The sequence below is a fragment of the Candidatus Zixiibacteriota bacterium genome, assembly GCA_017999435.1.
Taxonomy (GTDB): Bacteria; Zixibacteria; MSB-5A5; order GN15; family FEB-12; genus JAGNLV01.
Window position 1 is genome coordinate 37057 of sequence record JAGNLV010000004.1, and the last position, 25133, is coordinate 62189.

Genomic DNA, 25133 nt, shown 5'->3' on the forward strand with positions numbered 1-25133 from the left:
CTCAGTCTATTACATGGCGGGACGTCCCGCCGTCATCTCCGTCGCTCCGCCGTGGGGCGCAATCAACTCCGGGTTGTTCACCTGCGGCTGCCATGCCCACTGGAACATCACCGTCCCCGTGACCCCATCCACGCTGATCACCCGCAGCTTGGCGAAATGCTCGTCATCCGTCCAGATGATGTAGGTGTGTCCAATGATGATCTCCGCCCAGCCGAGGTTCGACCAGCCGTCGGTCGGCGCCCAGCCGATCACATCCCAACTCCCCGTGAACCCCATGTCCTGAATGTCCGTGTAGCGCGTGCCGAGGGTGTCGCCCGCATTCAGATAGAGGATACCGTCAAAAGAGTCAATCCAGACGTCGGCCGAGGGGCTTCCGGCCGACACCACGTTCTTGCCGTTGAAGTCAAAACCGGCGTTGTTTACATCGAGCGCGTAGTCCCGCAGCGTCACCACGCCCTCCGGCCGGGGCGTGTCAAAAACCGGCTCGGCCGACAAATCCGAAACCCGGCCCGCGTGGTCCACGGTCGCCAGCGCATACCAGTACGTTTTCCCGTTGTCCACCGAGTTGTCCCGCGTCGAGTCCCAGACCAGGTTCAGTTCCGGGTTATCCACGGCCGGCACGCGAAACTGCAGCGTGTACTCTTCGGGCGGTTCGTCCATCGGCGCCTCAGCCCGGTAGACGAGGAACTCCTTGATATCCCGATCGTAGGGATACATCCACCAGAGATCAACCCATCCGTCGCCGGTAATGGAGAACACTCCCTGCGGGGGCTGCGGAATCGGATCGTACACCGGATCGTCATCCTCGCAGCCGGCCAGGGCCATCAGTACCAGAATCAGACCGCCGAATGTCAACGCCTTCTTCATATCCCAAACTCCTGCCATACTGGTTTTCGTTACCTTCACACGACTATTCATCAAAAGCCGTGCCAATCGGTGCATCTCATTGCTAATCAATTTCTTATACACATAACAGGGAATCCGGAGCGGTCCGCGATGCACAAAAATTGTGCGGTCGCGCGCCGGGAAGCACAGAAATTGTCGGGGAGTCGCTGCAGCCGGGAAGCGGTAGATTTGACGGTTGGCGCCTAGCCCTGCGTGAGCCCGTATTCCTTTATTTTCGCCCGCAGCGTATTCCGGTGGATTCCCAGGAGTTCCGCGCACAGGGTGATATTCCACGCGCGCGTCTCCAGGCACCGCTGGATGTGGCGCCGCTCCACCTCCGACAGCGGCAGCACTTCTTCCGAGGCCTCGGCCGCGGGCGCCTTTTCCAGCCCCGAGAGGTCCTCCGGCGAGATGCGGTCGCGGTCGCAGACAACCACGGCCCGCTCCAGCACGTTCTGCAGCTCGCGGACATTCCCGGGCCACGCGTACGAGGTGAGCAGGCGCGCCGCCTCCGGCTCGATCCCCTTCACGTCCCGCCCGATCTTCTGCGCAAACCGCCGCACGAAGGTGTCGGCGAGTAGAAGGATATCTCCCGGCCGCTCGCGGAGCGGCGGCACGTGAATGGTGATCACGTTGAGCCGATAGTACAAATCCTCGCGAAACGTCCCGGCGGCCACCGTGGCGGCGAGGTCGCGGTTGGTGGCCGCCACGATGCGGATATCCAGCGGAATTTCTTTCACCGACCCGAGCCGCTGGATCACCTTGGCCTCCAGCACCCGGAGCAGTTTCACCTGCATCGACAGCGGCATCTCCCCGATTTCGTCGAGGAAGAGGGTTCCGCCGTCGGCCAGCTCGAACCGTCCCTGCTTTGCCCGGTCGGCGCCGGTGAACGCTCCCTTCTCGTACCCGAAGAGCTCCGATTCCAGCAGCGTCTCCGGGAAGGCGGCGCAGTTGATCGCCACGAGCCGCTGCTCGGCCCGCCCCGAGAGGGCGTGGATCGCCTGGGCCACCAGCTCCTTGCCGGTTCCCGAAGCCCCCGTGATGAGCACGGTGGCGTCTTTCGGCGCCACCAGCGAGATCATGCGCCGGACCTGCTGCATGGCCGGCGATTCCCCGATAATCTCGGTCCGGGGAAACACCTCCGCCAGCCGCTGCGCCATGGCCTGGCGGTCGACCACCAGGCGGTTCTGCGCCTCCGCCTTCTGCAGCTTGATCAGCAGTTCATCGAGATCCTCGACCGGTTTGGTGAGGTAGTCGAAGGCCCCGGCCTTCATCGCCGCCACCGCCGTCTCTACCGACCCGAACGCCGTCAGCATGATCACCTGGAGAAACGGGTTGATCTCGCGCAACCTGCCCAGCAGCGTGATCCCGTCCATGCCCGGCATCTTCATGTCCACCAGGGCCACCGGCGCGAACACCTCGTGGTACGCATCGAGCGCCTGCGCGCCGTTCTCGCAGGGATAGACGGCGAACCCGTGCTTGGCCAGATATCCACAGAGCAGGTCGCGCTGCACCGCCTCGTCGTCGACAATGAGGAGTTTTGTGTCCGCCATGTTTGCCCCGGGCCTCCCGCGGCCGGAATAAAAAAGCCCGCCGGTGACCGACGGGCTTGTCGTGCTTAAGTTCGCATCAGTCCCCGGAACCGATGATCATCTTCACGCCGGCGTTGAGGGTGAAAACGCCCGCGTTCTCACCGAACACGTAGTCGTCCGCCCCCAGGTAGGTCCCCACGGCGTCGTCGGTCATCGCGTAGTGGTACCCGGCTTCCAGGAACAGGCCGCTATAGTCGGCCGTGTAGTAGAAGAGGCCGAGCGAGGCGCCGATCGCCACCGCGGGATGATACGATAGTTCGCGGAAGATCCGCTGCTGGCCCGGGATGGCGCTCCGGTTCAGAACGGCGGTGCTGAATTTCGCGTTCTCCATTCCCACCCAGCATTTCACGAAGGGCACAAAATAGGACTCGCCCTCAAACGCATACTTGGCGTACAGGTTCGGATTGAACAGCCGGTGCGCCTGCGACCCGTCGAGGTCCGAGTCAATCCCGAACTCCGTGTACCGGAAGTTGACGCCGGCCGTCAACCGCGGCGTCACGTAGTACCCGAGATCAATGGCGATGTCCCAGCCGGTTTTGGCTCCGCGGTCGTACAGCTTGTCGGCATCCGCCTGCTGAAGCGGCAGCCCCATCCCGGTGGCGAAATCCGCGATACCGCCGACCGGAACGGCCAAGCCGCCGTACAGACTGATCTCCAGAATGTCCCGGGAGACGACCTCCTCCTGCGCGCACACCGTCGCGCTGCCCAGCAGCAGGGCCGCGGCCAACACCGATAGAAATGTCTTTGTCATTCGCAATCCCCGAATATGTGTAAACGAACTCCTAGTCAAACAAAGACGGTTCGCGCGCCGGTCGCTGTTCAAGACAAAGACCGGCCGCCGTAATTTCGGGCAATAAACATTCGGGGCTATCCTTTGTCAACAGATTATGTGGCGCCCCCGCATTCTGCGGCGCGGGCCGCGCCCCCGTTCCCGCGACCGCGCGTCGGGAGAAAAAAGCGCTTGAATTCGGGGGATATTCTCCTATAATTCAGGTTCTGGTTTATTTGACGACATGCTCGAAGGAGAGCTATGAAGGTTCTGGTGATTGGTTCCGGCGGGCGGGAACATGCTCTTGTCTGGAAGCTGAGCAAGTCCAAGAAAATCGACAAGATCTTCTGCGCGCCCGGCAACGCCGGGATTGCCCAGTTGGCCAAGTGTATCAGCCTCAAACCCACCGATACCCGCGGCCTCGCCGACTTCGCCCTCCGCAACAAAATCGCCCTCACCGTGGTCGGACCGGAAGATCCCCTCGCCGGCGGGCTGGTCGACGAATTCCAGAAGCGCCGCCTCAAAGTCTTCGGCCCCGACCGCAAAGGCGCCCGCATCGAAGCCAGCAAGGTGTTTGCCAAGCAGTTCATGCGCAAATACCACATTCCCACCGCTGCCTTCCGCGTGTTCTCCACGGCCGCCGAAGCCATCGGCTTCTGCCGCAGCGTGGAGTTCCCGGTGGTCATCAAGGCCGACGGCTTGGCGGCCGGCAAGGGCGTCTTCGTCGTCGACAACCTCAAGGCCGCCACCCACGCTCTGGAGAGACTCATGCTGGAGCGTTCTCTGGGCAAGGCCGGCGACCAGGTCATTGTCGAGTCCTGCCTGAAAGGTCAGGAAGTGTCGCTCATGTGCCTTACCGATGGGAAGACGGTCGTCCCCCTTCTGTCCAGTCAGGACCACAAGCAGGCATTTGACGGAGACCGCGGGCCCAATACCGGCGGGATGGGCGCATACAGCCCTACCACATTGATCGACAAAGAGATGCTGGAGCAGATCACCGACTTCATCCTCACTCCCACGATCAAGGGCCTCCAGCAGGAAGGGATCACCTACCGCGGCGTGCTGTATATCGGTCTCATGATCACCGAAACCGGACCAAAAGTGCTTGAATTCAACTGCCGATTCGGCGACCCCGAAACCCAAGTTGTCCTGCCGCTGTTAAAAAACGATCTGCTGGATCTTCTTCTCGCTGTTACCGGAGGCAAGCTGGCCTCGGTCGGGCGGCTTGACTGGCGCCCGGAATCCGCCGCCTGCGTCGTCATGGCCTCGAAGGGCTACCCGGGGAGCTACCACGCCGGCAAACGCATCACCGGTCTGCAGGAGATCGACGACAGTCAGACGTTCGTTTTCCATGCCGCGACAACCCTAAAAGGGAACCTACTGCTGACGGCCGGCGGGCGGGTGCTGAATGTCGTGGCGGTTGACAGGACGCTTAGCCAGGCGCTCGCCCGGGCCTACCGGTCGGTGCACAAGATTCGTTTCGACGGCGCTTTCTTTCGGCGCGATATCGGGGCTCGAGTGCTCAAAACTGCGCGGAGATGATGCATGCCCAAAGTACTCATCCTCATTGGTTCGAAATCCGACCAGGAATTCGCCGACACGTGCCGGGAACAGCTCGCCGCGCTCGGCATCGACGCCGCCATCGAGGTCTCGTCCGCCCATCGGCATCCGGACAAGACTGCCCGTCTGGCGGCGGAAGCCGAGGCGAACGGGTACGAGGTGATCGTCGCCATGGCTGGTCTCGCGGCCGCTCTGCCGGGCGTAGCTGCCGCCCACTCCAACCTTCCGGTCATCGGCGTGCCGCTGCCCGCGGCGCTCGGCGGACTGGACTCACTTCTCTCGATCGTGCAGATGCCGCCCGGCATTCCGGTGGCCGCCGTCGCCATCGGCGCCCCCGGGGCGAAAAACGCCGCCGTGCTGGCCGCCCGCATTCTTGCGCTCCGGCACCCGGGTGTCCGCGATGCTCTGCGCAAGCACCGCGCCGCGCTGTGAAAACCCTGAACGAATCGGCTGGGAACTGGTACAAATAACAAATTGGACATTGGATAGTGGAAGACTGAAGGGAGACCTATGAACAACCGTAATCGAATTCGTCTGCTCGCCCTCCTCGGCCTAGCGCTCGTGATCGGGCTCGCCGCCGCACCCCCCGCCGCGGCCGACGCCGCCAAAGCCAAAGAAGCGTTCAACGCCGGCGTCAAGGCCATGCAGGCGGGCAATGTCGACGAGGCGATCGTCAATTACAAACTGGCTATTCAGGAAGATCCGGCTTACGCCGACCCGGCGATGAACCTCGGCGCCATCTATTTCGACAAGCAGGCCTACCAGGAAGCCCTCACCGCCTTCCAGACCGCGACCGAGCGCGACCCCAAACGGGCCGAGGCCTGGTCAAACCTCGGCAAGGTCCACTACACGCTTAAGCAGTGGGTCGAGGCCACCACGGCCTTCCAGAAAGCGGCCGACCTGGAACCGAACAAGGTCCAAAACTTCATCGACCTCGGCAAGACTTTCAGCCAGCGCGACATGGCCGCCGAGGCGGCCGCCAGCCTCGAGAAGGCCCACCAGTTGGGCGGCGGCGATTACCTCTCCTGGTACTATCTCGGCAAGGCCTACGAGGGGCAGAGCAAGCCCACCGAGGCGGTGGCCGCGTATGAGAAGTCGATTCAACTGAAGGATGACTTCTACTACTCGCACTCCGCCCTCGGCAATTACTACCTGTCCAAGGAGAAATACGGGCTGGCCGCCGGGCATTTCAAGAAGGCCGCCGCGACCGGCGATACCCAGGCTTACCGTGCCGCCTACAACTATGCCATCGCCGTGCAGTCGGAAGATCCGGAGGACTACGAAGCGGCCACCGTCGCCTGGGAGTCCTTCATCCAGAGCTACAAGAACAACCCCAAGGCCGCCAAGCAGGTCGCCGGCGCCCGCGAGACGTTGAAGGCGCTGAAGGAAGCGAAGGATCAGGCCTCGAACATGCAATAGCCCGCACGTGCGGTGAGAAGTTTCTCATGGCGAACAGCCCGGTCCCCCCGGACCGGGCTTTCTTGTGCCTCCGCAATGCAAACGGCGGGTTCTCCTGCGAACCCGCCGTCTTCCCTTCATTCCGATTGCACCGAACTTGCCGCCGCTAACGCCGGTCGAACTCGACCGACGCAAAATCTTCCCACGCCACTTCCACCGTCTCCCCGTCGCCCTGCGTTACGAAGATCCCCTTGTTGTCGCTGTCGACGTCGTTGGAGCCCCGGAGCCGGAACTCCCGGCCGTCCCACAGCGTGACCATGGACGATCGGTTGGTGCGCTTCTCGATCCGTTTTATGGCTCCGAATTCGATGTCGAACTGGATGTCCTGGCTGTCGCCGTCGAGAATCTCCCAGGTGTGCGACTCGTCGTCGTCCCACCGGATCCGGCCCGTGTAGGTCTTGCCGTCTTCTGTGGCCACTTTGCCGGAGAGCGGCCGGCCGCCGTCAAACGCGTCATACGATGCGCGGTCCTCGTTCGGACGGCTGAACTCGACCCGCTCGAATTCATCCCAGCCCACGATCACCTGCCCGAATGACGGGTCGGCGACAATGATTCCGCGGTTGTCGTCGTTCACATCGTTGGTCCCCCGCAGCACGAGCTCGTCGCTGCCGGAGACGAGAGACACGGTGGCCCCGCTCGACGAGTAGCGCTCGATCGTCTTGATCTTGGCGAACTGGATCTTCCGCGACCGGTCCCCTTCCTCGCCGTCCAGCACATCCTGCCCGAAGACCTCGTCGACATCCCAGGCGATGAACCCGGTGAACGTTTCCCCCCGCCGCGTGGTCAGGGTCCCATACAGCCGTTCTCCAAAGACCGACTCGCTGTCTTTGTCGGTGAGCTGGAAAATGACTTCCTCGATATCCCCCCAGACGAGGTGCACTTCGCCTTCGCCGGGATCCTCGACCACAATCTCCCGCACGCCGTCTCCCAGATCAGTCGAACCTCCGGACAGTTCGACTCTCTGGCCCGACTTGAATTCCAAAAGCGCCCGATCGTCGCCCAGGGGCTGCAACCGCCGGAGGTGGCCGAAGCGCACGCCGCACTGGGCGGAGGGGGACCACCAGGAGTCCGATTCGGTGCCGACGGTGAATCCGAAAATCTTGATCCGCCGCTCGGTCTTGCCCCGCGTCGTGCGGTCGCTGTCGTCGCCGCCCTTTTCGGAGCTTCGGATGCCGTCGAGCATATCCGCCCAGGAGGCCTCGTTTTTGTCCCAGCGAATCAATCCCTCGTACTCGTCGCCATCGACCGTTACCACCCTCGCGTAGATGCGGTCGCCGCCTGCGGCGTGCGCACACGCCGCCAGGAGCGCTCCGGTCGCCACGGCGAGGATCAAGCGAATGCCGTTCATGTCTGTCCTCCGACACCTTTCCGGTGACCGCTGTCTTTATCTGCGTTTACGAGATTGCCGGGAAAAGGTTTAGCCCGAGGCCGAATTTGAACCCCTATTTGACCAGGATCATCTTGGCCACCAGCGCTGTGTCCGCCGTCTCCAGGCGGTAGAAATAGACACCCGAGGGGGCCTCTCCCCCCTGCTCGTCCTTTCCCGCCCAGTGAACGCGGTAGACGCCGGGGGTGTGCACCCCCTCGGCCAGAACCGCCACCCGTCGCCCGAGCACATTGAACACCTCGAGCCGGACCGGCGAGGTCTTCGGCACCGTAAACGACAGTGTCGTGCCGGAGTTGAACGGATTGGGGAAGTTCTGCGACAGCCCGACCGCGCCCGCCGCCTCCCGCTCCCCCTCCTCGCCGACCCCCCCCGGGCTCTCCAGCGCCACCCGCCCCGCCTGCACCACGGGAAACTTTGTGTCCCCCTCGTCGGTCACCACCACCGGCGAGAGCGAGTCGCTGTCCAGCGCCCGCAGCGAGACGATTCCGGTCACGCTATCGGCGGTGAAGTAGATGCGGGCCAGAAGGTACTCGCCCGGCGCCAGGGCCGTGTCGCTGGTCGTACGGACCAGTTGCACGACGATCGCCGAAGCGGCCGGTTCAATCCGGTAATAGCGGTCGAGAAAGTAGGGCAGTCCCTCCCCGAATTGCAGGGAATCGAACGAAATCAGTCCGGGCGAACACTGCAGCGGCAGAACGAGCGCCGCCAGCCGGTTGTGGATGCGTGCCCGGATCGAGGTCACACCCGACTGGCCCGGCCTGACGGTCGCCGGCTCGACTACAATTGTGTCGGTGCGCAGCGGCGCCCACGTCAACGAGACGCCAACGGACGCCGAGTCGGTATACGAGCCCGGCGCATTCACGGTCAGCACCGCCGTGTTGGCTCCCGGTGCGAGCTGCCCCGCGTTGGCCGTCAGCCGGACCGTCCCCGGCCCCACGCCGGCGGCGGGCTCCGCCTCGAGCCAGGCTGCGCCGCCGGAGACGCTCCAGATCAGGCTTCCCCCGCCAGCGTTGGCGACGGTGAAAGCGGTATCGAAATCGGCCGGGTCGGCCACGGTCGTCGCAATCGCCGGCGGGGCCACGGCCAGCACCGGCAGGTCATCGCGGACCTCCAGCACCACGGCCACCGTAGCGGGAGAATTCTCGGCGGCACCGGCATCTATGACGATTTCCGCAGCGTAGGTTCCGGCGGCCAGGGCGCGGGCGTCGATAGCCGCGACCACGACCGAGGGGGCCGACCCGCCGGTTGATCCGAGGCCCAGCCAGGGCGCGCTCTCCGCCGCCGTCCACGTCATCGCCCCCGGGCCGTCATTGGCGATCGTGAAGGCCTCGTGGAGCACGGTGTCGTATCCCTCCGGGGCCAGTGCCCGGATGGTGTCGACGGAGACGCTCAACCGGGCCGAGCGGACCTCGAGCCGCACGGCCGCGTCGATCGCCGAGTCGCTCGCCATCGGCGCGCGAAAGCGCACGTACCCGAGGTAGACGCCGTTGGGAAGGGTGTCGGAGGCGATCGCCACGGCGACCGAATCCGGCGTCGTTCCGCCGAGCGGCGCCACGGTCAGCCACCGGCTGTGCGACACCACCTCGAAATCGAGAGCGTTGTACCCCCGGTGGTCCAGGGCGATCGTCTGGGCCGGCGGTATCGGTCCGCCCACGCGCATGTCGAATGCCAGGTCGAGCGGCGTGACGGTCAGTCCCGGGCTGTTGTACCGCTTGACCGAGGCGAAAATGTCCCAAGCGACGTCCTCGCGCTGGTCCGTCCACACCACATAGCGGTAGGCGCCGTCGGCCGCCGCATCGGGATTGTACTGATTCCCCGCCGTGGCTGTGCTTCCGGCGAAATTCGCTTCCCGCACCACGCCGTCGGCATCGACCATCTGCCCGATCACGTCCCACCCCGAGGTGGTCGAATCCCCCCACACGATCACCGTGTTGCCCATCCGGTCGGCACCGATCGCGGCGCCGCGCTGCACCGGGTTCGTCCCGACGGAGTTGAGCCGGAGGTTGGCGGTGAGCGGCGTCATGGTGGTGTCGAAGCGGGCCGCGTAGATATCCGGATTGCCCGTTCCGTTGCGGTAGTCGGTCCAGACGACCGTGAACCGGCCCGCGCCGTCGGCCGCTACGTCGGGGGCCGTCTGCTCCGCGGACCCGGCGTCGGCGTTGACTTTCACGTTTGGCCCCACGCGCTGGCCGGCCGCGTCGAATCGCTGCACGAAGATGTCGTGGTGTCCGAACCGCTTATCCTGCCAGGCCACCACGAACCATCCCCGCGGCGAGCAGGCGACCCGCGGTGCGTGGCGCGCGCTGTCGAGCACGGTGTTCGCCCGCCACAGCGGCCCGGTGACATTCCCGGCCGTATCGATGCGCTTGCCGAGAATTCCCCAGTGCCCGCCGGAGTACTCGCCCCAGACGAGCACCCCGCCCCATGAGGAGAACGCCAGATCGGGCGCCTGGCGGATAGCGATCGTGTCGGTGATCCGCACGTTCCCGCCGAGCGGCGTCCCGGCCCCGCTGAACCGCTGCAGGTACACCTGGGGGTCGATGGGAAATCCGCCGCGGTAGTCCAGCCAGGCGACGACAAAGCGCCCGGCGTAATCGGCCGCCACTGCCGGCTGCGCTTTGGCCGACCCGACCGGGTCGTCGCTCACGCGGCGGTTGCCGCCCAGCCGCGCCCCGGCGCTGTCGAAACACTGGATGAAGATGTCGCCGTTGGCCCCGAGGCGGCGGTCCGACCAGACCACCGCAAAGGTGCCGTTGGCTGCGACGGCCACCCGGGGGTCGGCCTGAATGGCCGACCCGGCGTCGTCGTTGACGCGCAGGTCGCTCAGCTCGCCGGCCGCAGCCGGCCGGGCGCACAGGAGAGCCGCGCTGAACGCCGTGCGAATGAAAAGAGCCCGCCACGGGTGGCGGGCTCGAATCGCCGCATCGTTGGCTGGACGGATCGTGTCGAGGCAGCGCAACATCCGTGTTGTCCGCAGCAACGAAGTAACTTGGAGGCCTTCGGGCCGGCAGGCAATCCTGCCGCCCCGCCCAGCAATCAACACAACCTATCTGATTTTCTTCTTATGGCGATTGGCACGTCTGCGCTTTTTGCGCTTGTGCGTCTTGATTTTGAGCCGTTTCCGCTTCTTGCCGCTGGGCATTGATCCTCCAAAATCACTGGTGCGTGGTTCAGATCTCCAACTTGGTGATCATGTTTTTAAACTCATTGGACGGCTTGAACACCGGGACCTTGCGGTCCGGCACCGGCACAACGTCGCCGGTCCGTGGGTTCCGGGCCTTCCGAGCCTTCCGTAATTTGACCTTAAACGTGCCGAAACCGCGAATCTCGATGTTGTGTCCCGTCTCGAGCGATTTCTTGACGGTGTCGAGAAACGAATCAACGACAACGGCGACGTCCGTTCTGGTCAGACCGGTCTTCTCAGCAACCCGCTCAACCAAATCAGCTTTCGTCACAGCGTTCTCCCTCGACCAGGTTTATGCATTCGTGTTATTCTCTGTTTCGGTCCAGTCCTTCTCCGTCCCCGGGGCCGATAAGTTAACCCTTTGAGACACGAAAAGATACACACCGTAGAGGAAACACGTTGCCGGACTGGTTGTCAACTATTTTTCGCGCCCAAACCCAAAAAAAACGCCGTAACTGACTGTTAGCGGTACAAATACAGCAATTCCGGGCCGCTCATCTCCCGGACCAGGTCCGTCTGCGTCGCCCGGAGCAACCCCCCGAGCAGGTCAAAGACTGAAATTTGGCGTCTTTTGACCGGCCGGACCACCCTCGGCGTCCCCTCTAAGTCGGCCAGATCCGCCGCCACCTGAATCGCCTCGTTCAAACCGCCCAAAGTATCCACCAGGTGCAGGTTGAGGGCCTGGAGTCCCGTGAAAATCGACCCGTCGGCGAGCGGATAGATCTGCTCCGGGTCGAGTCCCCGCCCGTCCGCCACCGCCTGCACGAACTGCTCGTAAGTGTCCATCACAACCGACCGGAGCATGAGCCGCTCTTCCTCGGTCATCGCCCGGCCGAGCGAGCCGACGTCCTTGAGCTCGCCCGACTTGACCGTCTCCGTCTCGATCCCCACCTTTTCCATCAGCTTGCCGGCGGTATAGAACTGGAAAATGACGCCGATCGAGCCGGTGAGCGACCCGGGATTGGCGACCACGCGGTCGGCGGCACAGGCGATGTAGTAGCCGCCGGAGGCGCACACGGAGGCCATCGAGGCGACGACCGGCTTGACATCACGGGCCCGTTTCACGGCATCGTAGATTTCCTGGGAGATGGCCACGCCGCCGCCGGGGGAGTTGACGTGCAGCACGATGGCCCGGATGCCCGAGTTGTCCTTCCATTCGTCGAGCAGGTCGATAATCGGGCGCCCCATCTCCTCATCGATCGTGCCGTACACTTCGACGAGTCCGATGTTGCCGCCCAGCCCGGCGAACCGGAATTCCCCCGACTCGGCCAGCATGCCCGCGATCATGAGGCCGAAGAACCCGATCGCCCCCAGGAAGACGACCGCAATAACCACCCCGACCACTACGTCGCGCGTCCGCGCCATACCCGACGTCCTTTACTCCGTGTAGATCCTCAGCTGGTCCCCGACCTGAAGCTGGTCGGGGTTACTCAGCGCATTCGTTTCGATAATCTTCGCGATCGTGGTCCGGTACTTCTGGGCAATCTGGCTGAGCGATTCGCCGCGCCGGACGCGGTGAATCACGTAGTCGGCGGCGGCGCCGGAACCACCGCCCACGGTGAGGACCTGCCCGGGGTAAATGCGGCTGGAGCGCCCGAGGTTGTTCAGGCGGCGGATGTTCGAGGTCGTTGTCCCAAACTTCCGCGCGATCTCCCACAGCGTATCGCCGGAGCGGACCGTGTATCTCTGCGAACTGCCGGAGGACTTCTTCGAAGCCGCCGGCGTTCCGGCGTAGGTCCGACCCGCGTCGGCCGGATGGGATCCGCCGGGGATTCTGAGTTTCTGGCCCACATAGATGCGCGCCCCGCGGCCGATGGCGTTGCTCCGCCGCAGCGCATCCACGGACGTCCCGAAGGCTTTCGCAATATCCCACATGGTGTCGCCCGAGCGCACCACGTAGACGCCGTTGCGCGATTCGTAGGACCTTCCGTCGCCCCCGCCCGACGGCGCGCCGTCAAGCGGCACGGGCACGATCAGCGTCCTGCCCGCGTAGATCTTCGAGCGGCTGCTCATGTTGTTCGCGGCCAGGATGGAGTACTGCGACACCCCGTAGCGGGAGGCGATGGAGCTGACCGTCTCCCCCCGGCGAATGGTGTGCCGCACCCAGCTCGACTCCTTGGGCGATTCCATGCTCTCGTAGGCGGCCAGGAATTTCGTCCGCGACCCGGAAGGGATCTTCAGCCGGTAGTCCTTCACGTTCGGGGGCGTAAACTTGCGCAGCAGTTCCGGATTGAGGTCTTCCAGCTCGCCCACCGTGCAGCCGACTGCGTCCGCCACCACCGTGAGATCGAGGCACCGGTCGATCGAAACTTCGTCCCAGGTGAGCTCGTCTTCGAACTCGATACTCTCAAAACCGTACTTCTCGGGTTCTTTGGAGATCATCGCCGCCGCCATGATGAGCGGGACGTAGTCCATCGTCTGGCGCCGCAGGTTGAGTTTCCAGAAATCCCGCGTCCCCTGCTTGGCGATCGTCCGCTCCACCCGGCCGGGACCGCCGTTGTAGGCCGCCATGGCCAGTTCCCACGACCCGAATTTCTGGTAGAGATCCTTCAGGAAACGGCAGGCGGCGTGGGTCGACTTGATCGGGTCGCGCCGCTCGTCGATCCACCAGTCGCGGTCCAACCCGTAGAGGCGCCCGGTGGAGGCGATGAACTGCCACAGTCCCGAGGCCCGGGCCCACGAGTAGGCGCGCGGATTAAACCCCGACTCGACCATCGAGAGGTACACGAGATCCTCCGGCATCTCGTACTGCCGGATGATGTCCTTCATCATCCGGTCATATTTCTTCGACCGCCGCAGAAACTTCTCGAACGCCTCCCGCGCCACGGTCTGGAAATACACCACCGACTTGCGCACCCGCTCGTTCATGTAGACGGGGATATCGAAAGTGATCTCCTCCGGCTCGGTCGTGAACACCAGCATGGAGTCGTTGCTGAGATTGTTCGCAAGATCGCCGAACCGCTCGATCAGCACGGCGGGCGAGACGTCCCCCTGCAGATCGCCGAGCGACAGAAGGGTGACCCGGTAGTCGGCGATGACGTCGTCCAGGAGGATGCTGTAGGCCGCCGCCTCGGGCGTCTCCAGCGAGTCGCCCTCGATGTCGAGCGACGCCAGGATGGTCAGGCCCTGCTCGAAATAGTACTGGGCCTCCTCCCAGCTTCCCTCGCGGTTGGCGATCACGCCCATCGCGTGGTACTCTTCGGCCAGGTCGAGCTGCCGCCACAGCTCGTCATCCACGGCCGCTGTCGAATCCCCCACGTCCCCCATTTCCACGAGCGTGTCGGTCGAGGGCGAGGGGTCGCTGATCGCGGTCGCATTGCGGCGGTTGTATTCGCGGACCAATTCCTCGCGGGAGCGTTTGCCCGCGGGATCATGATTTGTCGCAAGGGAAGTGTCCTGGTCGGCCGGTGCGGCCGCGGCCACGGCGCCGGAGGATGCCGGCGCGGCCTTCGAACCGGAGTCGCCGGTGGCGCTCCGCGAGGATTCGGTGAAATTCGGCGGTCGGGAAATGGCGGCCTTGCCGCCGCACCCGTCCATGACCAGCCCCGATACCCCGAGTGCACATGCCACAAACAGGGCCGGCAGACGGCCGTCGGCAATCGTCATTCGTCTCATGCGTGATCCCACGGTTGCGGTTTTTGATCCCATTATCGGTCATCCGCCCACCCCCCTTTAAAGGGGCGGTCATTGTGTCAACCTGGCCAAAGTACGGGTGTAAAAACCTCGTGTCAATTTTCAACAAGCCGGCCCGGTGATTTTCTCGTACTGCGCAAAAAGTGCACAGGCCCCGCCGTCACGCGCCCTGCAGCGCCGCCAAATTGGCGCGGAGCTCCTGCATAAGTGACGGTCGATCGGCGAAAAATCGGCAATCAGCCTGGTGGCGGAACCATGTCAACTGGCGTTTGGCGTAGCGGCGGTGGTTCTGTTTGACCAGGGCCACCGCCTCGTCCAGCGCCAGGCGCCCCTCCGCGTGATCGAGCAGCTCGGTGTAGCCGATCACGTTGGCCTTCCGCACCTGTTCCGGACCGATCCGGGCGGCCAGGCCGCGCACTTCCGCGAGCAGCCCCGCCGCCATCATCTGCTCCACCCGCGCATCGATGCGGGCGTACAGTTCCGGGCGCTCCGGGGCCAGGCAGAGGTATGCAAAGCGATGCGCGGCCTTGCGGTATCGGCCGGTCACGGCCAGTTCCGAGCGTGTGCGGCCGGTCACTTCGAATATCTCCAGCGCCCGGATCACACGCACGCGGTTGTTCGGGTGGAGCCGGGCCGCCTCCAGCGGATCGATCCGCGTGAGGTGGGCGTAGAGTGCCTCCGCGCCCTGCTCCGCCATCTCCCGCTCCAGTCGCTCCCGGATCCCCAGATCCCCCTCGGCGATCTCCACAATTCCGGTCGTGAGCGCCCGCAGATAGAATCCCGTACCCCCGACCACCAGGGGTATGGCTCCGCGGCGGAGAATGTCGTCGATCGCCGCCGTCGCATCATCGATAAACTGAAAAGCGGTGTACCGTTCTCCGGGATCGATAACATCGACGAGGTGGAAGGGCACAGCCGCGCGCTCCTCGGGCGTCGGTTTGGCCGTCCCGATATCGAATCCCCGGATCATCTGGCGGGAATCGGCGGAGACGACTTCGATGGGCCGCCCGTGCGCGGCTTCGACGGCCGCCGCCGTCTTGCCGGCGCCGGTCGGCCCGCAGAGGATCGGTATGGCGCGCGGCTCAGGCACGGCCGAATTGCCTGTCGAGGTCGCTGCGCGTAATGCGCACGAAAGTCGGGCGCCCGTGCGGGCAGGAGTAGCGGTCCCGGCACTGCAGGAGGGCCTCGAGGAGGTGGACCGCCTCGTGCTCGCTCAGGCGGTCGCCCGCCATCACCGCCGCCCGGCAGGCGATCGATTGCGCCATCGCCTTGGTGAGATCCTGCCCGGCCCGGCGCAGTGATCCGAGGTCATCGAGAATGTGCAGGAACATCGTGTCGGGCGACCTCTGCCGGCGGGCGAGCACCGAGGGCGTCGCGTCGATCGTCACCGTCCGCCCGCCGAAGGGCGCCACGGCGAATCCCGACCGGTTGAGCAGATCGCATGATTCCTCAAACACGGCGAATTGCTCGGGGCTCAGCTCCACCTGGGCCGGAAACAGGAGGCTCTGCCCGCTCAGCGACTGCTCGGCCAGCCGCCGCAGAGTCTCCTCGTAGAGCACTCGCTCGTGCGCGGTGTGCTGGTCCACGACATAGAGCTCCTCGGCGCTTTCGATCAGCAGGTAGAGATTGGCGAACCGGCCGATGAACCGGAAACCCTGAGAGGGACCCGGAGCCGCCGGGCCGGAGTCCGCCGGCTGATCGCCGCGCACCTCGCCGGTCACCGTATCCACCGTCAGCCCCGGCGGCAGCGCCGGATCCGCCGCGGCCGGGCCGTCTTCCGGCGGGCGGTAGAACTCTCCGAGTTGGTCGAGGCTGACCGGCCGCGCGTGGTAGACGCCGGGGATTACGCCCTGGCGGGAGGGAGGCACGGGCACGGGACGGATACCCGGCGGCCCGCCGCCGCTTTTCTCCCCGTCGCCCGTACGCAACGGGAAAGTCGGGACGATCCCGTCCTGCCGCAGCGTCTCGCTGACCAGGCGGCGGACGGCCTCGTGGAGTTCCCGCTCGTTCGACAGCCGCACTTCCGCCTTGGTCGGGTGCACGTTGACGTCGACCTCGCGCGGGTCGACTTCGATGAGGAGCGCGCCGACAGGGAACATGCCTTTGGGAATCAACTCGCCGTAGCCAGCCAGGAATGCGTGCGCCAGCGTCGCCGATTGAATGAACCGGCGATTGATGAAGAAAAACTGCCCGTAGCGGTTGTTCTGAATCATGTCGGGGCGCCCGATGCAGCCGCTCAGGCGCACCGGCCCGGCTTCCCCGGCAACCGGCAGAAATGGCCGGCCCGGACTCAAGAGGGTCGGGACGCGTTCGGCCACGGCCTCGGCCGCCGGCGCCGCGAACATCTTCCGCTCGTTGAGCGTGTACGAGAACGCGACATCCCAGCGCCCGATCGCCAGCGCCATGGCCATACGCGAGATATGCCGGGCCTCGGTCGTTTCGGCTTTGAGGAATTTCCGCCGCGCCGGGGTATTGAAAAACAGGTTCTCGACCTCAATCGTGGTGCCCGGCGCCGCCGCAGACGGCCGCTTGGTCATCAGCACCCCCCCTTCGTAGATGATCTCGGTTCCGTGCGCCGCCTCGCGCGGGCGCGTCACCATGCGCAGCCGCGAGACGGAGGCCACCGAGGGCAGCGCCTCGCCGCGAAATCCGTAGGTGTACAGCTCGTTGAGATCGTCAAACACGGCGATCTTCGAGGTCGCGTGGCGCGCGAATGCGATTTCGACCTGGTCTTCCGCAATGCCGCAGCCGTTGTCGACAATCTTGATCAGCCGGGCCCCGGATTTTTCGACCACGATGTCGACCCGGTCGGCGCCCGCGTCGAGCGCATTTTCGACCAGTTCCTTGACCACGGCAGCCGGCCGCTCGATCACTTCGCCCGCCGCAATCTTGTTGACCACCCGTTCGGGCAGGGGGCGTATCCGCTGCGGCGCCGGGGAATCGGTCGGCCGGGTCATGCGAGATCCTCTTTCATTTTGCGCAGCGCGTCGAGCGCCTCCAGCGGCGTCATGCGGTCAAGGTCGAGGGCCCGGATTTGTTCTTCGGTTGCCGACGGCTTCTGATCGAAGAGCGTCGGCTGCACGCGCTCCTTATACAGCCCTCGTCCCAGCTCGCTGCGGGTGAATTTTCCCGATTCGAGCAGACGGAGAATCTGGCGGGCGCGGGCGATCGCCGACCGGGGCAGCCCGGCCAGCCGGGCCACCTCGATCCCGTAGGAGTCATCGCACCCGCCGGGGATAATGTGGTGGAGGAATACCACCCGGTCTTCCCACTTCTTCACCTGCACCTGGTAGTTGTGGACGGACTCGTAGATTTCCGCCATCCCGGTCAGTTCGTGGTAGTGGGTGGCGAACACGGTGCGCGCGCGGATGTGCTCGTTGATGTGCTCGACGACCGCCCAGGCGACCGAGAGTCCGTCGAACGTCGACGTCCCCCGCCCCACTTCGTCGAGCAGCACGAGCGAACGCGCGGTGGCGTTGTGGAGGATGTTCGCCGTCTCCACCATCTCGACCAGGAAGGTCGACTGCCCGCGGGCGAGGTTGTCGACGGCGCCCACCCGCGTGAACACCCGGTCGGCCAGCCCGATCTCCGCTTTCTCCGCCGGCACGAACGACCCGATTTGGGCGAGGATCACGATGAGTCCGATCTGGCGAAGGTAGGTTGATTTGCCCGACATGTTCGGCCCGGTGAGGATGTGGATGCACCCCGCGTCGGGCGAGAGCGTCACGTCGTTGGCGACGAACGAGCCGGGCGGCAGCACGGCCTCGATCACCGGGTGGCGGCCGCCTGTGATCCGCAGCCGGGCGTCCTCGTAAATCTCCGGCTGCACGTACCCCCGCTCCACCGCCGTCTCGGCCAGCCCGGAGACGAGATCGAGCTCGGCGGCCAGCTCGGCCGCGAGCTTGATCGCGGCGATGCGGGTGTTGAGGAATTCCATCAGCTCCAGATAGAGCTCTTCCTCGAGCTTGAATATTTTCTCCTCGGCCGAGACGATGAGGTCCTCTTTCTCCTTCAGCTCGGGCGTGATGAACCGCTCGGCGTTCACCAGGGTCTGCTTGCGGATGTAGTCCGGCGGCACCAGGCCGAGGTGGGACTTGGTGATCTCGATGTAGTATCCGAAGACCTTGTTGAACCCGACCTTGAGGTTGCCGATCCCCGTCCGCTCGCGCTCGGTTTTGGCGAGGCCGGCGATGTACTGCCGGGCGTCGCGGATTCCGTCGTTGAGGGCGTCGAGGCGCGGGGCGTACCCCCGGCGGAAGATGTCCCCCTTCAGGTGGGTGAGCGGCGGTTCATCGACCAGGGCGCCGGCGAGGCGGTCGACAATCTCGGTGGTATCGGGGAGGGCCGCCGCGAGTTCGGTCAATAGCGGGCTGTGCGCCGCAGCGATCAGGCGGCCGAGCGCGCGGCACTCGGCCAGTCCCTCGCCGATCGCTTTCATCTGGCGCGGGTTCAGCTTCCCGATCCCCAGCCGCCCGGCGATCTTCTCCAGGTCCGGCAGCCGCTGGGTATGTTCGCGCACGCGGGCGGCGAGGTCCCGGTCGCGCACCAGTTCGGCCACGCCCGAGAGGCGCTTCTCGATCCGCGCTTTGTTGCGGAAGGGCCGCACGAGAGCGGCCGCCAGCCGCCGCGCCCCCGGGGCCGTCCGGCACCTGTTCACCGCGGCGAAGAGCGAATTCGGCTCGGTCCCCTCGGCGAGATTGCGCAGCAGCTCCAGATTCCGCACCGTCCCGTAGTCCAGCACCATGTACTCCGCGGTGTCGAACCGCACGATGCGGTCGATGTGCGACAACCGCTCGCGGTGGTTTTCGCGGAGGTAGCGGAACACCGCCCCCGCGGCCGCAATCCCCAGGCGCGCCTCGCCGATCCCGAATCCGTCGAGCGTGCTCGTCCCAAAATGCTCGCTGAGCTCCCGCACCGCCGTCCGGTAGTCGAAATTCCACTCCGCGAACCCGGTCAGGTGGATCGCGCCATTGGCCGGATCGAACCCGGGCCGGCCGTCCTCCGCTTCCCCGCCGGTGGGGTACAGAACCTCGCGCGGTTCGAGGACGCGCAGGCGCTCGCGCACCTCGTCGGTCGGCCCCTCGTCGACGAGGAACGCCCCGGTTGACAGGTCGAGCGCAGCCAGCCCGAGCGCGCTGTCTCCCCGCGGGCAGACGGCCGCGAGCCACACCGCCTGCCGGTCCGAGGCCTCTCCCTCGATCGTCGCCGTCCCCGGCGTCAGGATTTCCACGATCTCGCGTTTGACCAGCCCTTTGGCGGTCCTGGGGTCCTCGACCTGCTCGACCACCACCACCTTCTCCCCCGCCGCGAGCAGGCGGGCGAGGTACTTGTCGGCCGAATGGTAAGGCACGCCGGCAAGCGGCACGCGCTCGTTGGCGCCGTGGGACCGCGAGGTCAGCGCAATCCCCAGAATGGGGGCTGCCTTCACCGCGTCGTCGCCGAACATCTCATAGAAATCCCCCATGCGGAAAAACAGGATCTTGCCCGGATGCTGCGCCTTCACCGCGTAGTACTGGCGCATGAGGGGAGTAAGGGAATCGTCTGTGTCCCGCGGGCCCGTCATCGCGCGACGACCTGGTAGGTTTCGTTCATCTCGCGTTCGAGGCGGGCTTTGGCGGCGGCCGCCTCCTGGTAGGCGGCGAACCGCCCGACATACACCGCCCGGTAGGTCACGCGGGAGATGGTCTTGTCGGCGATCTCGGTCTTCCAGCCGGTCTGCCGGAAGCGCTCGGCCTGGGTGCGGGCGTTGTCGGCATCGGTGAACACCCCCACCTGAATGGTGTAGTACGTGCCGGTCACCTGTTCGGCCTCGGCGGCGCGGCGCTCGACTCCTTCGGCCATGACTGCCAGCCGATCCACCAGCGCCTCGAGCCCGACCGCGTTCGGGTACGCCTCCCGCAGCACGTTGTAGTAGAAGACGGCGTCGTCGGCCTTTCCCCGCCTTGCGGCATCCATCGCCAGCAGGTATAGGGCCTGGGGGACGCCTGGTCCGGTCTTTTCGCGCGCCAGTCCGCGGAGCATCTTATCGGCGCCGATTTCCTTCTTGCTCCCCTGGAGCACCCGCGCCTTGTCGATTTGCCCCCACTGCTGCGCCAAGCCCGATCCGTACTCGACCAGGTACCGGTCGGCCTGGCGGAGGGCCGATTCGCCGGCCCCGGCCTGCTCGTCCAGCAGCGTGGAGAATCGCATCATCTGTTCGCGGTAGCGGCCGTGCTCGAACTTCGCGCGGTAGTTGACAATCACGCGCTCGAGCTTGTCCCAGGCCTTCGTCAGGGAGTAGTACTGGGCCAGCCGCAAATTGGCCAGTTCGCGGTACTCCGCCCCGACGCCCGCACCGAGCGCCACCTCCAACAGCTCGGCCGCGCGTACGGCATCGGGCTCCAGGAGCGCCTGGAAGAACAGCGTGGCGCCGTCGCGCACCGACGCCGTCGACACCCGCGACAGTTCCTGCCGCGCCTCATCGAGTTTCCCCTGGGTAATCAGGCGGTAGATGAGGTCGTCGGCGGAGGCCGGGGCGGCCGGGGCGGCGGCCAGCATGACCATGCAGAGCAGTTTTTTCATGACCGGTGGCGCGGGCGGATTCCCGTTCGGATCAGGCGGTCCCGATCATCTTGCCGCCCGGGGCCGTGCGGGCGTCGGCCGCCGGCTTCTCCAGCCGCCCTTCGAGCTGGCGAAAAAACCGGTCGATCTGCCGCCGGTTGCCCTTTTCGACGAGCAACCGGAGATAGCCGATGATGGCTTTGAGGTTTTCCGGCGAACGCTCCACGACCTCGGCCAGGAGCGTCTCGGCCTGGTCGATTTCCCCTTTCGCGTGGTAGAACTCGGCGAGCGACAGCCGCGCCTCGACATTGCCCGAGTCGTGGGCCAGGATGTTGTGGCAGATGTCGGCCAGTTCGCTGAACCGGCCCAGATCGTAGAGCGCCTTTTTCAGCCGGTCGATCACGAGATGCCCCTTGTCCGGCACCGCTTCGATCAGCTTGACCCAGAAATTGACCGCGTCCTCGTGCCGCTCCTCCAGCCGGTAGGAATCACCGACCGCCAGGTAGGCCGGCGCGTAGGCGGGGTTCAGCCCGATCGCTTCCTTGAAGAGAATCCGCGCCTTGTGGTATTCCCTCTGTTTGTACAGCTGCATCCCCTGCTGGTACTTGTAGAAGGCGAGCGGTTTTTTCGACTTGTTGTTTTCGAGTTTGAGGATGTGGGCCGCCGTGTCGAAGGCCTCGTCCCAGCTCTGCTTCGCTTCCTGGATCTTCAGCAGCTTGATATGCGCCCACCGGTTGTTGCCGTCCAGCGAGATGAGTTCCTTGATGGCCGCGGCGGCCATGTCATAATCCTTCAGCTCGGAGTAGTCCTCGGCCAGCTGGTGGAGGATGCCCATCTTCTGGGAGGGCGGCAGGCCCGCCCGGAGCGTCAGATCCTTGTGGATCTGGAGGGCCCGGTCCGGCTTGTTGCCCTCGCGGAGGATCTGCCCCAGCCGGATGTAGGCGTCGATGTTGTGGTAGTCCTCGTTGACAACCTGGCGCAGTTTTCCGAAAGCCCGCACCCGCTGGCCGTCGAGGAGGTCCCGGAGGGCCTCCACGTAGAGGGCGGTCGACGGCATGGGCGTTCGGCGCACCAGCCGGTCGTAGCCGAGGTAGAAGATGATTGAGGCGGCCAGGAGAATGAGAAATGCCAGCACGTATTCGGCCATAGCTACTCCCGCTCGTCAAAGGGCGACGTGAGGTCCCGCCGGCCCGGAACGTCCTCGTCCAGCACCTGCGCCGACTCCTCGATCGGCCGGTTGCGCAGCACGGCCAGCTCGGCCTCCAGGGCCCGCACCTGCTTGCGCATCGCCCGCCCGGCCATGGACAGGCGGATGTACACCGACACGAACATCACGAGCGACACGGCGATGCCGGCGACAAACGACCAGAACACGACTTCCACCAGCGCAACCTGGTGGTAGCTCTTCCAAATCAGGTTGACGTCGACCTTCTGGTATTCGCCGACGTTATGGATCGCAAACGCGACGACCGCGATGACGATCACGGTGATGAGCACGGCCCTGACGGCCCACATACGACCTCCATCGCTCGCTGAAACCTCAGCTTTACATGATAGGACTGCGGAAGCGCCCGGTCAACATAAAAGAAAGGCCGGTCCCCGCCGGCCTTTCCCGAACAAACTGTAGCACGCTGCCCGCTCAGCGCGGCCACTTCAGCCCCTCGATCATGGTCCGAATCTCCTGCCACACCGAGGAGTGGTACATACCTTCGCTCATCAGGTGGAACAGCAGCAGGTTGTCGCCGTTTTTGACGGCCACGATGGTCCCGGCGTAATCGCCGTTCACCCGCTTGCCGCTCTGCGCGGCCGCAGAGAGGGTGACGTTCTTCACGTACTGCGCCTCACCGAACCAGAGCGACGCCGGTAGGGAGTCGAGATACAAGAGCTCGCGCGACTTGGTCACCACCGGCTCCCGCCGCGTCCCCTCGCCGATCGACACGTCATTGAGGATCTCAAAGTACTTCCGGATATCCTTCTTCTGGTCCGATTCGTAGGTCTTCGACAACAGCGAATCGCGGAACTCCAGGGCGCTCATCGTCGTCTGCAGAACATAGACCGTCAGGCGAGGCACTTCAGTGTAGTCCTCGGCATCGAGGTACTCCGGAGGGATCTGGTAGTTTTTCTGCACGAGGACCGCCCGCACCGGGTCGTCCCCGTCCTTGATCGCCACGCTCCAGTTTCCCGGCACCTGGAATTTGAAGTCATATTTCGCGTCGACATACCAGCCGTCCTTGATCGCCCCCGCTTTCGGCTTCTTCTTGGCGCCTTCCGCCGGGATCACGCAAACAGCCAGAGCAAGAACCGCAAGTAGCAGTCGTTTAAGCATTTGTCATTAACCTCCTCTTGGTTCTCCGGTCTCCCAACCAAGGTTTACTCTTATACACATTTAGTCAAGGATATTTTGCGGAAAACGTCGCGCTCCCGCCCCCGCCGGCTACGGGCGTTCGAGAAATCCGATCTGCCGCCGCTTCAGAAGGCGCAGGTAATCGGCCAGAGCGCAGAACTCGAAATCGCTGAGCAGGCGATCGAGCTTGTGGTAGAAAATCGAGGTCGAGCCGTACATGCGCAGCCGCTGCATCGCCGTCAACCCGGCCAGTTTGGGGGGGTCGGGGTCGATCTCCCAGGGGTGCATGTAGACGACCGCCGGCACTCCCGAGGTGTTCAGCCGCCGGATGATGTGTTTCGAGTACCAGTAGGGGGAATGCCGGAGAAACCCGCCGCCGCCGATGGGGATGTTTGATCCGAGAAGGCGGTAGGTCGAGGCCGGCACTTCATACAGGAGCCGGTCGTCCTCCAGGTGCATACGGTGGATCACCCGCGGCCCGTGCGGCATCCCGTAAATGTCGTGCTTGATGGGGTAAATCGAGCTGTCGTAGTCGAATTCCAGTTCCGCCAGGATGCTGAACGCCCACGGGATGCTGTCGTTGATCGACCAGCTCGGCGCCCGGTAGCCGCGGGGGCGGCGCTGCACGGCGGCAGTGATAGCCTCCAGCGCCCGGAGGGTGTCGGCCCGGAATTCCTCGGGCGTCAACGTATCCACCCGCCGGTGGTAGTAGCTGTGGCAGGCGATCTCGTGCCCCTCCGCCTCGATCTCGGCAATCAGCTCCGGGTGGCGCTGGGCCACCCACCCCAGCACGAACCAGGTCGCCGAGACCCGGTGCCGCCCGAAGAGCTCCAGGAGGCGGTGGCAGTTCTTGGCCACCGTCGACTCCAGCCCGTCCCACTGGCGCGATTCCAGCCGCTCGGCCAGGGCCTCGACGACAAACCACTCCTCCAGGTCCACGGTCAGAATGTTCATCGACGATTCCATAGGGGCGCGGACTCAGTGCTGTTGCTTGATCGGATTGTCTTTCGAGGGGCCGGCGGCGCCCCGGCTGCCGCGCCGCCAGTGCCTGCGGCCCGCCTCGGCCGACCCCTCCGTCGGCTTGTCTGTCGGGTATTGGTAGCCGTAGTAGCGATAGTCGTAGTAGTAGGGAAGGCTGTTGTTGACGTTGTTGAGGATCACGCCGAGCACGCGGTCGCGGTGGAGTTCGAGCATGTCGACCGCCCGTTCCACCACCTCGCGCTGCGTGGACCCGGCCTTGACCACCAGGAGGAGGCCGTCGACTTTGGCCGCCAGCAGGAGCGGATCGGACACCGGCAGGAGCGGGGCGGCGTCGACGATGATGAGGTCGTAGAAGAATTTCATTTCCTCGATGATCGTGCCGATCGCCTCCGCGTCGAACACCTCGGCCGGCTGAGGCGTGGCCCGTCCGGCGGTGATCAGGTGCAGGTTCTCCAACGCGGTTTTCCGGATTACGTCGGCCGCCGCCACCCCGTTGCCGAGGGTGTCGGCCAGTCCCGGGGCCCGCTCGGTGGAGAAGAACTTGTGGATCGAGGGCCGCCGCAGATCGCTGTCGATGAGCAGGGTTTTCAGCCCCTTCTGGCGCGCCGCGGTGAGCGCGAGCAGGGCCGCGATCGTCGATTTCCCTTCCGCGAGCATGGCCGAGGTGATCATGATCGCTTTCGTCTCGCGGCTCTCGCCGTGCTTGCGCAGCCGGTGGAGGAGCCGGCGGAACTCCGTGGCGAAGGGCTGGTCGAGAGAAAACAGGTCGATGATGGACAGGGGTTTCCGCGCCATGTGGT

Annotated in this window: 20 protein-coding genes; 3 read left to right on the top strand and 17 right to left on the bottom strand. The window is 64.9% G+C overall.

Annotated elements, in window-relative coordinates; genetic code table 11:
* Positions 1-9 precede the first annotated feature (9 nt).
* The 3 genes from KA261_10550 to KA261_10560 form a co-directional block, all read right to left on the bottom strand.
* Positions 10-867: an HmuY family protein gene (locus KA261_10550; GenBank protein ID MBP7698238.1), complete on the bottom strand. Its 858-nt coding sequence runs from the start codon at positions 865-867 to the stop codon at positions 10-12.
* Between the two features lie 221 nt (positions 868-1088).
* Positions 1089-2438 carry a sigma-54-dependent Fis family transcriptional regulator gene (locus KA261_10555; protein MBP7698239.1) on the bottom strand — a complete coding sequence of 450 codons (1350 nt, stop codon included), beginning with the start codon at positions 2436-2438 and terminating at the stop codon, positions 1089-1091.
* A gap of 76 nt (positions 2439-2514) precedes the next feature.
* Complete coding sequence (locus KA261_10560) at positions 2515-3228, bottom strand: hypothetical protein (GenBank protein MBP7698240.1); 714 nt, start codon at positions 3226-3228, stop codon at positions 2515-2517.
* A gap of 279 nt (positions 3229-3507) precedes the next feature.
* Here KA261_10560 and purD point away from each other — a divergent pair, with 279 nt between their 5' ends.
* From purD to KA261_10575, 3 genes are all read left to right on the top strand, one after another.
* Entirely contained in the window at positions 3508-4788 is a 1281-nt protein-coding gene (gene purD, locus KA261_10565; protein MBP7698241.1) for a phosphoribosylamine--glycine ligase, read from the top strand.
* Positions 4789-4791: 3 nt separating this feature from the next.
* Positions 4792-5238, top strand: coding sequence for a 5-(carboxyamino)imidazole ribonucleotide mutase (gene purE / locus KA261_10570; protein ID MBP7698242.1), 447 nt, complete (start codon positions 4792-4794; stop codon positions 5236-5238).
* A 78-nt stretch (positions 5239-5316) separates the two neighbouring features.
* Positions 5317-6225: a tetratricopeptide repeat protein gene (locus tag KA261_10575; GenBank protein MBP7698243.1), complete on the top strand. Its 909-nt coding sequence runs from the start codon at positions 5317-5319 to the stop codon at positions 6223-6225.
* A 145-nt stretch (positions 6226-6370) separates the two neighbouring features.
* On the opposite strand, the gene KA261_10580 is transcribed toward KA261_10575, so the two are convergent.
* From KA261_10580 to KA261_10645, 14 genes are all read right to left on the bottom strand, one after another.
* The gene (locus KA261_10580; GenBank protein ID MBP7698244.1) at positions 6371-7612 is read right to left on the bottom strand and encodes a hypothetical protein; all 1242 of its coding nucleotides are present in this window, start codon (positions 7610-7612) and stop codon (positions 6371-6373) included.
* 94 nt (positions 7613-7706) lie between these two features.
* Positions 7707-10613, bottom strand: a complete 2907-nt coding sequence (locus KA261_10585) for a T9SS type A sorting domain-containing protein (GenBank protein MBP7698245.1) — start codon at positions 10611-10613, stop codon at positions 7707-7709.
* 208 nt (positions 10614-10821) lie between these two features.
* Positions 10822-11106 carry an integration host factor subunit beta gene (locus KA261_10590; GenBank protein MBP7698246.1) on the bottom strand — a complete coding sequence of 95 codons (285 nt, stop codon included), beginning with the start codon at positions 11104-11106 and terminating at the stop codon, positions 10822-10824.
* Positions 11107-11297: 191 nt separating this feature from the next.
* Positions 11298-12200, bottom strand: coding sequence for a signal peptide peptidase SppA (gene sppA, locus KA261_10595; GenBank protein MBP7698247.1), 903 nt, complete (start codon positions 12198-12200; stop codon positions 11298-11300).
* Positions 12201-12212: 12 nt separating this feature from the next.
* Positions 12213-14450, bottom strand: a complete 2238-nt coding sequence (locus KA261_10600) for a LysM peptidoglycan-binding domain-containing protein (protein ID MBP7698248.1) — start codon at positions 14448-14450, stop codon at positions 12213-12215.
* Between the two features lie 178 nt (positions 14451-14628).
* Positions 14629-15558, bottom strand: a complete 930-nt coding sequence (gene miaA, locus KA261_10605; GenBank protein MBP7698249.1) for a tRNA (adenosine(37)-N6)-dimethylallyltransferase MiaA — start codon at positions 15556-15558, stop codon at positions 14629-14631.
* Complete coding sequence (mutL, locus tag KA261_10610) at positions 15551-17425, bottom strand: DNA mismatch repair endonuclease MutL (GenBank protein ID MBP7698250.1); 1875 nt, start codon at positions 17423-17425, stop codon at positions 15551-15553. Before mutL ends, miaA begins: the two co-directional genes overlap by 8 nt.
* Positions 17422-20031: a DNA mismatch repair protein MutS gene (mutS, locus tag KA261_10615; protein ID MBP7698251.1), complete on the bottom strand. Its 2610-nt coding sequence runs from the start codon at positions 20029-20031 to the stop codon at positions 17422-17424. Before mutS ends, mutL begins: the two co-directional genes overlap by 4 nt.
* Positions 20028-21029 (bottom strand): SPOR domain-containing protein, encoded by a 1002-nt coding sequence (locus KA261_10620; protein MBP7698252.1) that lies wholly within the window; start codon positions 21027-21029, stop codon positions 20028-20030. Before KA261_10620 ends, mutS begins: the two co-directional genes overlap by 4 nt.
* Before the next feature lie 31 nt (positions 21030-21060).
* A complete protein-coding gene (locus tag KA261_10625) occupies positions 21061-22155 on the bottom strand; it encodes a tetratricopeptide repeat protein (GenBank protein ID MBP7698253.1) in 1095 nt (364 codons plus the stop codon).
* A gap of 2 nt (positions 22156-22157) precedes the next feature.
* Entirely contained in the window at positions 22158-22523 is a 366-nt protein-coding gene (locus KA261_10630) for a LapA family protein (GenBank protein MBP7698254.1), read from the bottom strand.
* Positions 22524-22647: 124 nt separating this feature from the next.
* The gene (locus tag KA261_10635; GenBank protein ID MBP7698255.1) at positions 22648-23334 is read right to left on the bottom strand and encodes a hypothetical protein; all 687 of its coding nucleotides are present in this window, start codon (positions 23332-23334) and stop codon (positions 22648-22650) included.
* A 108-nt stretch (positions 23335-23442) separates the two neighbouring features.
* A complete protein-coding gene (locus KA261_10640; protein ID MBP7698256.1) occupies positions 23443-24306 on the bottom strand; it encodes a DUF3473 domain-containing protein in 864 nt (287 codons plus the stop codon).
* Positions 24307-24330: 24 nt separating this feature from the next.
* Positions 24331-25128, bottom strand: a complete 798-nt coding sequence (locus tag KA261_10645; protein ID MBP7698257.1) for a CpsD/CapB family tyrosine-protein kinase — start codon at positions 25126-25128, stop codon at positions 24331-24333.
* Between the last annotated feature and the right edge of the window lie 5 nt (positions 25129-25133).

Coding starts and splice junctions, on each gene's coding strand:
- sppA (MBP7698247.1), bottom strand. CDS start 12,200: ATGGCGCGGACGCGCGACGTAGTGGTCGGGGTGGTTATTGCGGTCGTC.
- KA261_10600 (MBP7698248.1), bottom strand. CDS start 14,450: ATGAGACGAATGACGATTGCCGACGGCCGTCTGCCGGCCCTGTTTGTG.
- purD (MBP7698241.1), top strand. CDS start 3,508: ATGAAGGTTCTGGTGATTGGTTCCGGCGGGCGGGAACATGCTCTTGTC.
- purE (MBP7698242.1), top strand. CDS start 4,792: ATGCCCAAAGTACTCATCCTCATTGGTTCGAAATCCGACCAGGAATTC.
- KA261_10630 (MBP7698254.1), bottom strand. CDS start 22,523: ATGTGGGCCGTCAGGGCCGTGCTCATCACCGTGATCGTCATCGCGGTC.
- KA261_10585 (MBP7698245.1), bottom strand. CDS start 10,613: ATGTTGCGCTGCCTCGACACGATCCGTCCAGCCAACGATGCGGCGATT.
- mutS (MBP7698251.1), bottom strand. CDS start 20,031: ATGACGGGCCCGCGGGACACAGACGATTCCCTTACTCCCCTCATGCGC.
- KA261_10580 (MBP7698244.1), bottom strand. CDS start 7,612: ATGAACGGCATTCGCTTGATCCTCGCCGTGGCGACCGGAGCGCTCCTG.
- KA261_10645 (MBP7698257.1), bottom strand. CDS start 25,128: ATGGCGCGGAAACCCCTGTCCATCATCGACCTGTTTTCTCTCGACCAG.
- KA261_10640 (MBP7698256.1), bottom strand. CDS start 24,306: ATGAACATTCTGACCGTGGACCTGGAGGAGTGGTTTGTCGTCGAGGCC.
- KA261_10550 (MBP7698238.1), bottom strand. CDS start 867: ATGAAGAAGGCGTTGACATTCGGCGGTCTGATTCTGGTACTGATGGCC.
- KA261_10635 (MBP7698255.1), bottom strand. CDS start 23,334: ATGCTTAAACGACTGCTACTTGCGGTTCTTGCTCTGGCTGTTTGCGTG.
- KA261_10620 (MBP7698252.1), bottom strand. CDS start 21,029: ATGAAAAAACTGCTCTGCATGGTCATGCTGGCCGCCGCCCCGGCCGCC.
- KA261_10560 (MBP7698240.1), bottom strand. CDS start 3,228: ATGACAAAGACATTTCTATCGGTGTTGGCCGCGGCCCTGCTGCTGGGC.
- KA261_10575 (MBP7698243.1), top strand. CDS start 5,317: ATGAACAACCGTAATCGAATTCGTCTGCTCGCCCTCCTCGGCCTAGCG.
- mutL (MBP7698250.1), bottom strand. CDS start 17,425: ATGACCCGGCCGACCGATTCCCCGGCGCCGCAGCGGATACGCCCCCTG.
- KA261_10625 (MBP7698253.1), bottom strand. CDS start 22,155: ATGGCCGAATACGTGCTGGCATTTCTCATTCTCCTGGCCGCCTCAATC.
- KA261_10555 (MBP7698239.1), bottom strand. CDS start 2,438: ATGGCGGACACAAAACTCCTCATTGTCGACGACGAGGCGGTGCAGCGC.